Origin of the sequence: Moorena sp. SIO3I8, from assembly GCF_010692325.1 — a bacterium.
Lineage (GTDB): Bacteria > Cyanobacteriota > Cyanobacteriia > Cyanobacteriales > Coleofasciculaceae > Moorena.
This window is the reverse complement of the sequence record NZ_JAAHHW010000160.1, coordinates 1-13,057: the sequence shown is the minus strand read 5'-3', so window position 1 is coordinate 13,057 and position 13,057 is coordinate 1. Positions and strand designations below refer to the sequence as shown.

Sequence of the window (13,057 nt, the reverse complement as noted above, 5' to 3'; positions counted from 1 at the left end):
GTTAGCTTGAGAACAAATCGATAGTTTCCTTGGCTGTTATCAACTGAAGACACAAAGATTCTCCAAGTTCCTGTTTCAGCCGTATTATCATCCTTAAATTTTTCTCGCTTTCCTACTCCCTCCTGATCAATCGATTTCAGCAACCTGCCATTGGGATCAACTACATATAACTTCAAATTAACCCCAGAATCCGCAACAGGAATTGTCTCTAATTCGATGTCGTAGCCTGAGATTGTTTTGAAATGATACTCATTACAGATTTTTTCTTGAGTCAAGTGACAAGTGGGCGTGTCAGTGAAGCTAATTCTTCCCCAAACAGGTTCAGTAGATTGCAACTCCTGAATTGCCCAAACCGTCTTCCCAAAGCCCAAAAGAGAAATTCCGGTAATGGCAGCAGTAGTAATCCTATGGAACAAGTTGCTCTTCATGAGCAGATATCCGAAAATTTGACAAGGGTTTAACCTAAAGCTTTCGTCAACCTTCGGGATTAATAATATAGTTAGATTGGAATCAGCGGCAACTAAAGTTTACAATTCTTTACTTTTTAGAGGCTCACTTACTTTTAAATTAAAGAGTTAGTAAGGTTGTTTTAGGGGATATAGAGGCAACCTGGGAGCAGATCAGCTTTGTGGGCTGGGTTTTTGGAACGTAGGTGTGAAGCCAAGCGATCGCGACCTAAGGAGCGTCAGCCTTCTCGAAGAGTAACCCAGCACCTGGATCAATGTTGGGTTTTAGGTTTCGTAGCGCTTATGGCCAAGCAAGCTACAGCCAAACTTACCTGAATAGGTATATCCAAAACTGACATACTTCCGGAAATCTCGGCTCATAGCCTCTAAATCAATACACCAAGACTTACACAGTACAGGGTAGATTTGATGTTAGGAACAACGATAGGCGGACGCTATCACATTATCGACAAACTTGGCGAAGGTACATACGGTCAGACATGGTTAGCAAAAGATCGACATTTACTGGACTCTCCCTACTGTGTAGTTAAACAATTGAAGCCCGAGACTACCGACGCCTCTGAGTGGGAGATAGCCAAACGATTATTTGAAGAAGAAGCAAAAACTTTGCAAGAATTAGCCAAAAATGACCTAATTCCGCAAATAATGGCTTATTTAGAAGAAAACGATCAGCGCTACTTAGTTCAGGAATATATTCAAGGGCATGATCTAAGTAAAGAACTGAATTTAGGGGAAAAGTGGCAGGAAAAACGAGTTATAGAGCTTTTACAACAAATTTTACAGGCATTAGAAGTTATTCAACAGCATAACCTTATCCACCGCGACATTAAACCGTCTAACTTAATGAGACGTGAGCAAGATAAGAAAGTGGTTCTGATTGACTTTGGAGCCGTAAAAAAGTGGCAACCTGATAACCAGCGTAGAGCAGGGACTGTTAGGATTGGCACACCAGACTATATGGCTCCTGAACAAGATCAGGGTCATCCTAACCTCAGTAGTGATCTATACGCAGTGGGAATGATTGGAATCGAAGCACTTACAGGAGAACTGCCCAACCCCCTACAATCGGATGAAAATGGCAAAATAATCTGGCATAATAACCAAGTCAAGGTCAGTAATGAACTAGCAGCAGTTTTAGATAAAATGGTACGCTACAACTCTGATGAGCGTTACTCCTGTGCAACTCAGGCACTAGAAGCACTTAAGGAGGTTACAGAGAAACTACAACCAACCATAACACTTAAGCCTCTTCAACCAAATCCAAAAGCTCCCGCATCTCCACACTTTAATTTTGGGGCGATGCTTTTAGCTTGCTGGTTTTCTTTTATCCTTGCTTTGGGTTTTTTCTTTTTAGTTTTCAAGCCAACAGGAGAAGGTAAACAAAAAAAAGATCAAAGTCCTGAAAAGCCACAAGAACCAATTGTTCCCAATACAACACAACCTCCTGTCCCTCGGTCATGCGATCCCTGGTGTTGAAACTCAGAATATAGAAAACCTATACTTTCTTTATTCTTTCAAGGCTCAAAAAAAATTAGAATAATTTTAAACTTTAATAAGGCTGTCTCATCCCTTCCTAGTTAACATCCCTCATCAGCATCAACTCTCCCCAGATCAGGAGCAAATCTTCTTGCTACGTTTCGCGAGTGAGATGGAATATCAGGAAATTGCAAGTCAACTGAAGACCTCTAGAGGGTTGTGGCGCAAACCCATGAGTCAAATCTACATGATTTTAATAATTTTGTGGAATGGGCATCTTGATGGAATGGGCATCTGGCTGTGGAACGGGCATCTTGGTGGAATGGGCATCTGGCTGTGGAACGGGCATCTTGCCCGTTACAATTCCCAGGCGGGCAGGATGCCCACCCCACTGATATTCATCCCGCCCCTCAGCAATGCCAGAAATTTGACATCACAAGGGTTAATCGCTAATTTTCACCAATGATGTCTAATCACTAATGTAAGTATTCAGCTATCAGCTATCAGCTATCAGTTGATGCACTACGCGCACGGTACTTGAGGTGCTATCAGGGGCTTTAACTCGACGAGGTCGGATCAGTAAGACTAGCAGAGATTTTCAAGCAGCCGTACCAGCCCGTAAGCTTGCAGGACTTACGCAACTGGCACAACTAATGGTGGGGCTAGAGCACGGCGAGAGTGTAATAACTAAACTATAGACATAGTAATGTCGGGACGTTTTAGTTGGTTAATTAAGTAATTCGAAAAGAGTCCATGCTTAATTTGATAAATTGTTTGACCACTTTTATAAGCTAAATTTTTGAGTCTGAGCCAAACTAAAATAGCACAAGCAATATGGTTTCTTTGAATACGACCCTTGCGACATTGACATGATTCAATACCAGTCAATTGTTTTAATTCTCGATGAAACTCCTCAACCTTCCATCGAACCTTACACTCTTTTTGTACAACGTCCGTAGAATTCTGAGATAAATCGTTTGTAGCGATAAAATCCGTTTTGTCGGTGGAGACACTTACCCGGAAAAGTTTCACTTTTTTGGAGCCGGGAAATTTTTTAATTTTTACTAGTTTCCCGGAGTTTAATTCTTTCTCATCCCAAACTAATGATTCAATTCTTTGATAATCTTCGGGAATTGCCAGTATCATCCACAAGTCGATTCCGTTTGAGAGGACAATAATAATATTTTCTCAAACCTTCGATATATAACATTATTTTATTTGTGGCATACCAACTGTCCATCAATACAGTTCTAAATGGCAAATCCTTAGAATAGACAAGGTTTTGGAGCATATCCAAAACATGTTCTATTTTTGTCTTACCATCCCGTTCTGGGTCATAAATACGATAGTCTACTACCCAAAACTTTTTGGTTTCGTGATTGACATATATACAATTTATTAATCCAATTCCTTGGATTATACCATGGGAATTACCACTATATTGTCGTTTACTTATCTCTATTTTTCTAGAGTATCGTTTATCAATTACTGTGTCATCAAAAACTAGATAGGCTTGCTCATTTATTTCAATTAAGTCTTTGACATTATCCCACAGTAAGCGTGGGGTCAACTTCTCATTTTTTAGATAACGGTTAATTTGATCATGGCTAATCTGCTCTAAATGTTCGGCTAAATTGGTGAGAGTATAATTGAGGTGGCTACTTAATAAGTATTGACAATAGTTAAGTTTAGTAAATTTCATCACTAACTGAATTTTTTAAAGCACCCTCCTCTAATTTTATCAGAAAAATTAAAAAACGAACGACCATTAATTACTATTACTAATCTGAAAAAGGGCTGATCACAGACGTAGCTTAATATAGTACTAAATTACTATATTAAGCTATCCACTGTGCCAGTTGCGTAAGTCCTGGCTTGTTTACTACCTCCCCTTGATTAGCTGATAGCTGACAGCTGATAGCTGACAGCTTACCTAATCACTAATTCTCAGCTTCACAAGACTTAATCAGTTTATTGAAATCTTCAGGAGGTTCCGCACCACCAGTAATTTCTAGACCAATACTTAGAAACTCTTCATAGGGGTATTTTTCTTGAATTTTATCAATGGTACACTGACAAAATGCCTGAGCCTCTGAGCCCTTAGTGCCAACACATTGCCCCATGTAAAAATTTACAAACTCTGGTGTATAGCCAATCTCAGCGTTTTGGAGGATAGTCTCAGCTTCTTCAGGGATAGTCAATGGTTTTTGAGGAATAGTCTCAGCCTCTTCAGGGATAGTCAATGGTTTTTGAGGAATAGTCTCAGCCTCTTCAGGGATAGTTTCAGGTTCTTGGGAATAACCAACGGTTGGGCTGACGAGAGCAAACAAACAGGCACTGATAATTGATAGCTGGTATCGTTTGATGTTCATGCTTTTAACCTCTACAGAAAATAGCCGATTCGGACTATTTTAACAATTGCACACTATTAGGTTTCCCATCTTTTCTCTGAAAGAAACATTAGGCAAAAATATTGCATGCAAAAGGCAAAACAGCTCATTAAAAATTAGCAATTAACTGTTTTTAATCAACAATTAACTGTTAGCAATTTTAAAAAGACTAAGAGACTAGCCAATAAACACAATACCAGTGTTTACCTTGTAGGATAGGCCAAAAAAATTTGGTTTTGTTGAGTATTCTAGATTAGATTAACTTAAGTGGCTAGTTATCAGTAGCTAGTTAAAAAAATACCTCAAAATCCCTTCCACACACCAAAGCTTAGTATCACTAGATACTCAATTCTCGATTATTGCTATCAAGAGCTAATCTTTCTAAGAATAACTAGCAACTTTGTTGAGATTACTTCGCCCACCCCACTTTAATTGAATTGGTATTTTTTTTTGACGCAAGTCCCTAATGACTACCAATAATCATCCCCGCCAGTAGCACAAAGCCAATCCAGACATTTTGGCGAAAAATCTCTCCATAGACAGATGTGGGATGATTGGGCTTTCGTAGTCTAGTATAGTGCCAAATCCAGACTACTGTCGCTATCACTAGGGTTAACCAAAAGGCCAGTTGGAGATCCATCACAACTCCCAGGCAGGCAAGCAAGCTAGCACTACCAGCAAAGAACACACCTACGGCATCAGCAGCATACTTACCGAAAAACAAGGCACTAGAGCGCACCCCAATCCTCTGGTCATCCTCCCGGTCTGGCATGGCATAGACTGTGTCAAATCCCAATGCCCAAAGTACTGTTGCTCCCCAGAGTAACCAGGTAGCTGGTTCTAGAGTAGTAGTAATGGCACTCCAACTAATCAGTACAGCAAAACCCCAAGCAATTGCCATAACCAGTTGCGGTACAGCAAACACTCGCTTGGCAGATGGGTAAAACACAATTACTGGTACAGCGGCCACGCAAAGCCCAAAGGTGAAAGCATTAAGATACAGAGCAATCACCCCAGCGCAGACCATAGCAACTAAGGCAACTACTACGCCAACTTTGACCGATAGGGCTTTGGATGCCAAAGGGCGTGAGCGAGTTCGCGCCACTTGGGAATCAATATTGTGATCCCAAACGTCATTAATTACACAGCCAGCAGCACTGGTGGCTAAGCTTCCAAGAATAATCACCGCAACCAGGGGAATGGGTGGTTTCCCTTGGGCTGCTAAAAAAACTGCCCACAGTGCTGGCACCATTAAAATCAATCGTCCAGTTGGCTTATCCCATCGCAACAGTCGCATAATGGCTAGCCAGGTGGGTATGGGATTGGGGTTTGGCTGGGTAATCATAGCAGGAATGGTGACTTATTTGTTAGTAATTTTGTTTGTTGGTAATTTTCCGCATTGTTCCCTCGAATCAGAGGAATTTCACTATAGGAGATAGTGCCTATTTTTTGTTATTCTCCTTAAAGATATCGTTATTCATAGGTTTCGGGCTGATATATGTAAGCAGGATACATCAATATGGTTAACTCACTGACCCAAGACATTTTCCTACATGTTTCCACTCCTGACAAAGAGCAAGAGCGCATTATTGCTGCCATCGATATTGGTACCAATTCCATTCACATGGTGGTGGTGCGAATTGACCCTAAACTACCGGCATTCACCATTATTGGTAAAGAAAAGGACACGGTCAGGTTAGGGAATTGCAACCCCCGAACTGGTGAGTTGACCCCCGAAGCCATGAATAGAGCGATCGCAACTCTACAACGCTGCAAGGAAATGGCAGCCAGCCTCAATGCTGAAAACATCGTTGCTGTAGCAACCAGTGCTGTGCGGGAAGCTCCAAATGGCCAGGCTTTTTTACATCAGGTATATACAGAATTGGGTTTATTGGTCAACCTAATTTCTGGTCAGGAGGAAGCACGACGCATCTACCTAGGTGTGTTGTCAGCTATGGAATTCAACAACCAGCCCCATATCATTATTGATATTGGTGGTGGTTCAACGGAATTGATCCTCGGGGATCGTCATAACCCCCGTTCCCTAAGTAGCACAAAGATAGGAGCCGTTCGTCTTACAAAGGAGTTTGTCACTACAGACCCGATCAGCCAAAGTGAGTTTCTCTATTTGCAAGCCTATGTCAGGGGAATGTTAGAGCGAGCTGTTGACGACATCCAGGGTAACTTGAAACTCAGTGAACAGCCTCGTTTAGTGGGGACATCTGGCACTATTGAGACCCTAGCCAAGATGCACGCCTATGAGAATCTGGGTATGTTACCTAATCCCCTAACGGGTTATGAGCTCAGTCGTGAAGATTTGGAAACAATGCTCAAGCGCTTAGCTGCTATGAGTTTGGCTGAACGCTCAACCCTGCCAGAGATGTCCGAGAGGCGTTCAGAAATTATTGTTGCTGGGGCAATTATTTTATTAGAAGCTATGAAGCTTCTGGGAATGGAGTCGATCATAATTTGTGGACAATCACTCCGGGAAGGCTTAATCGTTGACTGGATGCTCACCCATGGATTGATTGAAGACCGACTACGCTACCAAGATGAGGTCAGGGAAAGGAGTGTGCTCGCAGTTGCTGGGAAATATCAGGTCAACCTGGACTATAGTCAGCGGGTGGCTAACTTTGCCCTGAGCTTATTTGACCAAACCCAAGGAAAACTGCACAATTGGGGAACACAGGCACGGGAATTACTTTGGGCAGCAGCAATTTTACACAACTGTGGGGTGTATATTAGTCATTCGGCCCACCACAAGCATTCTTATTACTTAATTCGCAATGCTGAACTGTTGGGCTTTCTGGAGCCAGAAATTGAAATCATTGCTAATCTGGCTCGTTACCATCGCAAGAGTGCTCCGAAGAAAAAGCATGAGAATTACAATAATCTGGCCAATCAAGAGCATCGCCTGTTGGTGAGTCAGCTTAGTGCTTTGTTACGGTTAGCTATTGCTTTAGACCGTAGACATATTGGTGCAATTCGGCATGTTAAGTCGGATTATCGCTCCGATGATAAAGCACTTCATCTAGATCTAGTGCCAGCTTTTGCTAATGATGATTGTGCTTTGGAACTGTGGAATTTGGATTATAAAAAATCGGTATTTGAAGAGGAATTTGGAGTTAAAGTGGTGGCGAGTTTGGCATCCAAGACTAGCCTGGCCGCTTATTAAGGCTAAGCATTCAGCTCTGGGCTCTGAGGCATTGATAGAGCTGAATGCTTACAAAAAAATTGACATATCAAGACTTCCAGTAGAAAGTTTCCTGTCAATTTTTAGGAATTTTAGTTACACGATTTTGCTTTTACCTAATCGTTAGCCAGAAAAATCCGCTGATAAAACTAGCAATTTATCGGCTAACTGTTATCAATCTATCAACGCCGAAAAGGTCTTGGAGTTCGTTTCCCTTCCTAAACCATTAGGATAATTCCCGTACAGAACAGATATAGATAATAGATAATTTTAATCTCAACCATATCCCCAATACCTCAGGGGAGTTTGAACAAATTTGAGTACGATTATACTTAGTTATCATTCAGATTTTGGTAGCGGGCGCAGGCGTAGAGGTCAAATAATGCTCCGACTAGGCTACAGGTAAAGGCAATCACTAATACTCCCTGAATTGGGGATCCATTACCAAAAATAGTCAGAAATTTCAATAGCTCAGTTGTGGCAGTAAGACCAAACCCTGTCAAGCCAGGAATGTATCCTATTATACCAAAACCTGCAAGTAAACCAATAACTAGTGCCACTGGAGCCATAAAGCTCAGAAGGATTGTTATTACCAAAGAACGGAGAAAGTTTGGCAAAATGCTCATAAAATTTAACCGCATAAGCAGGTGAGTTAAAAGCCAGAGCCAAAGTATGACTTGGCACTTTCTACCTTAGGCGAAATCCCTGTCGATAACCGAAAATGTCAAAAATCTTAAATTTTCATTAAAAATCTTGGTAAAGGTCTGTGAATCTGGATCATAAAGCCGGGTTGTTGGTGGCTTCTCTTTTGGGCTACCGGTGCTCGGTTAAATTGATCGGCCTCAAGGTCCCTGGCTTGATATATCAGTGATTTCGGCTCAGTGGCAGGGGACTTCCAACCCTAAAAGACCCTACCCAATTCCTGAGAAGCTGTGGATCAAAAGTTATCATTCCTGTTAAGATTCTTCGTTGATTGCGGATAGGTTAACTCGTCCCAGGACTAAAGTAGGTGGGATGATCTAGTACGTAACTCCCTTTCTTAATAACAAATCACTAATGACTAACGGCGATCGCATCAGTTACCAATTCCCAGAGAAATTCTTATGGGGAGTAGCCACCGCTGCCTATCAGATTGAAGGAGCAGCCAGTGAAGGAGGACGCAAACCTAGTGTGTGGGATACCTTCAGTGGTATCCCTGGAAAAGTACTTAACGGTGATACCGGTACGGTTGCTTGTGACCACTACCATCGCTACGAACAAGATATAGAGCTGATGGTAAAACTAGGGATCAAGGATTATCGCTTTAGCATTGCTTGGCCTCGGATTATTCCTGACGGGCGTGGCAAAGTCAATCAGGAAGGAGTTGATTTCTATAAACGTTTGGTGGATTGCTTGTTAGATCATGGCATTACTCCCCATGCCACTCTATTTCATTGGGACTCTCCCCAAGCCCTAGAAGACAAATACAAGTCTTGGCTTTCTCGCCAGATGGCCTTTGACTTTGCGGATTATGTTACCGCTGTGGTCACTCAATTAGGCGATCGCATTACTAATTGGATGACCATTAATGAGATCATGTGTTTTACTCACTTAGGCTATGGGTTTGAGCACGACCCGATCCATGCTCCGGGTAGGCGTGTTACATCCATCAAACAGGTATGGCAAACCTCCCATCATGCCCTTTTAGCTCATGGTTTGGGCTGTCAAGCCATCCGTAGTGCTTCCCGGGTTCCCTGTTCTATAGCCTTAGTGGATAACTTGTCCGTCACGGTGCCAATCAATGAGTCACCCATCCATGTGGCAGCAGCAAAAAAGGCATTCCCTTTATGTGGGCAAAATGGCGGTATCATTATCCCTGCTCTGACTGGTGCTTATAGTCCTGAATTACTTGAGGTGTTAGGAGACAATGCCCCAGACATCGGACCATGTGACCTACAAATCATTCATCAGCCTCTCGATAGGATTTGTCTTAATATTTACACTGGTACCTATGTCCGGGCTGCTGACAATCCACAGGGGTACGAGTTCCTTGGTATGCCCAAAGGCTACCCTCGCATGAATCTGCCTTGGCTGAATATCCTACCAGATTCCCTTTATTGGGGCATTCGTCATGTCAGTGAAACCCTGGGGCGACAGGATTTGCCTATGTTTATCACTGAGAATGGCTGTGCGGCACAGGATGAATTGAATGGTCGGGGTGAGGTGATTGATACGGACAGGATTATGTACCTCCGAGAGTACCTCAAAGCAGCCCATCGCGCTGTTAGTGAAGGGTATCCTCTTAATGGTTATTTCCTCTGGAGTCTGATCGATAACTTTGAGTGGTATTGGGGATATGATCGGCGCTTTGGGATTACTTATATTGATTATCCAACCCAACAGCGTATTCCTAAAGCTAGTTTTGAGTGGTATTCCCAGTGTATTCAAAATAATCGGGTGGTTTGATCATTAATCGGATAAATCCGATAAAACCCTATCGGTATAGTGGTAATCCGTTAGTGTAACCCTAGGGAGAGGGTTAAGGAGTAAGTCCTAGTAGCGATCGCTACCAGATCAAATGCGATCGCTATTTTGGTTTACCTATTTTTGTTGGCTAATACCCTATTATTATCATTTTGTCAATACTTAAGTAATATAATTATTACTTATTTACATTATTTAATAACCTGAGGGGAAATTACTCTCAAAACCCTTTACAAAAATAAATATATTGCTTAATATAAATATATGAAGGCGCACACAAGCCGGACGAACCTCGAAAAGTTCATATTCATACCCGCAATCATAAGAACATGACTACTGTATTACAGCAGAGCAACACCTCTGTGTGGTCTCAGTTCTGCAATTGGGTCACCTCCACCAACAACCGCCTCTATGTAGGTTGGTTTGGTGTCTTAATGATCCCAACCCTGCTAGCTGCTACCACCTGCTTCATCATTGCTTTCATCGCTGCTCCTCCTGTGGACATCGATGGTATCCGCGAGCCTGTTGCTGGCTCCCTGATGTATGGAAACAACATCATCTCTGGTGCTGTTGTTCCTTCTTCTAACGCCATTGGCTTACACTTCTACCCAATCTGGGAAGCTGCTTCTTTAGATGAGTGGCTATACAACGGTGGTCCTTACCAGTTGGTAGTGTTCCACTTCCTGATTGGTGTATTTGCCTACATGGGTCGTGAGTGGGAACTGAGCTACCGTTTAGGTATGCGTCCTTGGATCTGCGTAGCTTACAGCGCACCCGTTGCAGCTGCTAGCGCCGTATTCTTGATCTACCCAATTGGACAAGGTTCTTTCTCCGATGGTATGCCTCTAGGTATCAGCGGAACCTTCAACTTCATGTTTGTGTTCCAAGCTGAGCACAACATCCTAATGCACCCGTTCCACATGCTAGGTGTAGCCGGTGTATTCGGTGGTTCCTTGTTCAGTGCAATGCACGGTTCTTTGGTAACCTCCTCCTTAGTACGTGAGACTACTGAAACTGAGTCTCAGAACTATGGTTACAAGTTCGGTCAAGAGGAAGAAACTTACAACATCGTTGCAGCTCACGGCTACTTCGGTCGTTTAATCTTCCAATACGCTTCCTTCAACAACAGCCGTTCCTTGCACTTCTTCTTGGGTGCATGGCCTGTAATCGGCATCTGGTTTACTGCACTGGGCATCAGCACCATGGCATTTAACCTGAATGGCTTCAACTTCAACCAGAGCATCATTGACTCACAAGGTCACGTGATCAACACCTGGGCTGATGTACTTAACCGGGCTAACCTAGGTTTCGAGGTAATGCACGAGCGTAACGCTCACAACTTCCCTCTAGACCTAGCTGCGGCTGAAGCTACTCCTGTAGCTTTGACTGCTCCAGTAATCAACGGTTAATTTCAACTTGGCATAATACGCTGAGTTAAAGAAAAGCGCTCTCCAGACGGGGAGCGCTTTTTTGTTTAATTATTGCAATCTAGGGGGAAATGATATTACCTAGTCTTTGGTATCTTTTCCCCTAGGCTTTACCCATTAACAGAGGGGTCTCTCTATTAACAAGATGGATCGATGGGAAAGGTGGTGTTATTGCCTCCCCATTGATGAAGGTGTGTGCAATAAACATCCTCAGGTACGATCCCTCCAGGATTTGGATTTTGCTCGCACCAAGCTTGAGCGTCACCAGATGGATAGGTAGTGTTCGTGCCTATATACTTGTGTAAGTGGACACAGAATGTGGCTTGGACCAGATCGAAATCACTGGGTTGGCAATTCAGGGGATATGTTGTATTCGCTCCTGTAAATTGGTGCAGATGGGAACAGAAACGATTCATGCTCACCTCTGCCGAAGCACTAGAGACAGAAATGGTCAATGTGCATACCAAGAGCAGAGCGCTTAAAACGATGGCTTTCAGGCCGTTGATTGCCCAATTTTTTAAGATATTCATCTTCGGTTTCGTGTCCTTTTATTTACTAACATTGAGAGTGTCTTGATCCACCAGAGGGTGTTTACTCTTGAGTTGCGATCACTATTTAAAGATCCTCTGAAAATCTGTCTTCAAAAGAGCTTTCATGATCATTAACTCCAAAAATGGATAGCTAACTAGCATGTGTCACCCATCGCAGCCTGTTAAAAAAAACTGCTGTCGGGTGTCATGTAACCCTTATTTAGGCTTACAAATTTAAATCTACTACAGATTTTTAGGTAGTCAAGATTTTTCTACCGAAAACGAAAATTCCTTATGGTCCTAGAAATTTGTATCAGAATTTACTAATTGACAAACAGTTTAAAACATGCATTGGTCAGTGACCATGGCATTGACCCTTTTTGTGTCTATCCTTGGCTAGGCTTGGGTTCAACAGGAAATCTCAACAGGGCGAAAGGGAGAAGTTTGTATAGCGTTTATAAATAGGTCATGAACAATCTTACTGATTTTTAAGAAGACCAAAAAATCCTCCAAACTCTTTCCTACTGCTCCGAAGTCCGAAGTCCGAAGTCCCAATTCCTAACAATCCTATGTTCACAACTCAAATATAAACGCTATATCAGAGTTGACAGATTGACAAAGAATTCAAAACATGTATTGGTCAGGGGTGATGGGATAGACCCTTTGGGGTGAGGGGTGTGGGGTCTGAGATTTGAATAAAATAAGCATTCAGCTGTCAGCCTTTGGCTCACGGCTGACAGCTGAACGCGCACGCGTGCGCGTAGCGCATATGCTTACGTTGCTTTTCAGAAAACTTAATATAAAATTGTCGATAACTTTATAAAAAATTTAAATTTGTCTGTGGTAACTGGGTTTACTATCAACAGAAAAATACTATCAAGGGCGATAGCATCGATATATAGCACTTCTGATCACAAGTTAGGTGCCCTTGACCTTGGCGAATTAAATTCGCCACGGGTCGCACCTGAGGTACACACAACTTTTTCCCTACTCCCTACTCCCTACTCCCTACTCCCTACTCCCTACTCCCTACTCCCTACTCCCTACTCCCTACTCCCTACTCCCTACTCCCTACTCCCTACTCCCTACTCCCTACTCCCTACTCCCTACT

At 42.6% G+C, this 13,057-nt stretch carries 11 protein-coding genes and 1 pseudogene; 6 read left to right on the top strand and 6 right to left on the bottom strand.

From position 1 onward, the window contains the following. The coding region (locus F6K51_RS32675) for a hypothetical protein (RefSeq protein WP_293028733.1) at window positions 1-428 on the bottom strand (428 nt) is incomplete at its 3' end. Window positions 429-875: 447 nt separating this feature from the next. Between F6K51_RS32675 and F6K51_RS32670 the strand changes: the two genes are divergently transcribed. Both F6K51_RS32670 and F6K51_RS32665 read left to right on the top strand, forming a co-directional pair. Continuing rightward, entirely contained in the window at window positions 876-1,943 is a 1,068-nt protein-coding gene (locus tag F6K51_RS32670) for a serine/threonine-protein kinase (protein WP_293028730.1), read from the top strand. Window positions 1,944-2,019: 76 nt separating this feature from the next. Continuing rightward, window positions 2,020-2,409, top strand: a complete 390-nt coding sequence (locus tag F6K51_RS32665) for a sigma-70 region 4 domain-containing protein (protein ID WP_364304891.1) — start codon at window positions 2,020-2,022, stop codon at window positions 2,407-2,409. 221 nt (window positions 2,410-2,630) lie between these two features. Here the strand turns inward: F6K51_RS32665 and F6K51_RS32660 are convergent. The 3 genes and pseudogenes from F6K51_RS32660 to F6K51_RS32650 all read right to left on the bottom strand — a co-directional run bounded on the left by F6K51_RS32660 (window position 2,631) and on the right by F6K51_RS32650 (window position 5,678). Then, window positions 2,631-3,645: pseudogene (locus tag F6K51_RS32660) on the bottom strand (transposase). A 238-nt stretch (window positions 3,646-3,883) separates the two neighbouring features. Then, on the bottom strand, window positions 3,884-4,315 hold the full coding sequence (locus F6K51_RS32655) for a hypothetical protein (protein WP_293028727.1): 432 nt from the start codon (window positions 4,313-4,315) through the stop codon (window positions 3,884-3,886). A 481-nt stretch (window positions 4,316-4,796) separates the two neighbouring features. Beyond that, a complete protein-coding gene (locus F6K51_RS32650) occupies window positions 4,797-5,678 on the bottom strand; it encodes a 4-hydroxybenzoate solanesyltransferase (RefSeq protein ID WP_293028724.1) in 882 nt (293 codons plus the stop codon). A 174-nt stretch (window positions 5,679-5,852) separates the two neighbouring features. On the opposite strand from F6K51_RS32650, the gene F6K51_RS32645 reads away from it, so the two are divergent. After that, on the top strand, window positions 5,853-7,508 hold the full coding sequence (locus F6K51_RS32645; RefSeq protein WP_293028720.1) for a Ppx/GppA phosphatase family protein: 1,656 nt from the start codon (window positions 5,853-5,855) through the stop codon (window positions 7,506-7,508). Between the two features lie 350 nt (window positions 7,509-7,858). Here F6K51_RS32645 and F6K51_RS32640 read toward each other — a convergent pair whose 3' ends face one another. Continuing rightward, on the bottom strand, window positions 7,859-8,152 hold the full coding sequence (locus F6K51_RS32640) for a hypothetical protein (protein WP_293028717.1): 294 nt from the start codon (window positions 8,150-8,152) through the stop codon (window positions 7,859-7,861). Window positions 8,153-8,582: 430 nt separating this feature from the next. On the opposite strand from F6K51_RS32640, the gene F6K51_RS32635 reads away from it, so the two are divergent. Together F6K51_RS32635 and psbA are read left to right on the top strand one after the other, a co-directional pair. Beyond that, a complete protein-coding gene (locus tag F6K51_RS32635) occupies window positions 8,583-9,971 on the top strand; it encodes a GH1 family beta-glucosidase (protein WP_293028714.1) in 1,389 nt (462 codons plus the stop codon). A gap of 347 nt (window positions 9,972-10,318) precedes the next feature. After that, window positions 10,319-11,398 (top strand): photosystem II q(b) protein, encoded by a 1,080-nt coding sequence (psbA, locus tag F6K51_RS32630; RefSeq protein WP_271968296.1) that lies wholly within the window; start codon window positions 10,319-10,321, stop codon window positions 11,396-11,398. Between the two features lie 155 nt (window positions 11,399-11,553). Here the strand turns inward: psbA and F6K51_RS32625 are convergent, their stop codons facing one another. Next, entirely contained in the window at window positions 11,554-11,946 is a 393-nt protein-coding gene (locus F6K51_RS32625; RefSeq protein ID WP_293028711.1) for a hypothetical protein, read from the bottom strand. An 840-nt stretch (window positions 11,947-12,786) separates the two neighbouring features. On the opposite strand from F6K51_RS32625, the gene F6K51_RS32620 reads away from it, so the two are divergent. Continuing rightward, window positions 12,787-13,057 (top strand): hypothetical protein (locus F6K51_RS32620; protein WP_293028736.1); only part of this gene is annotated, 271 nt, incomplete at its 3' end.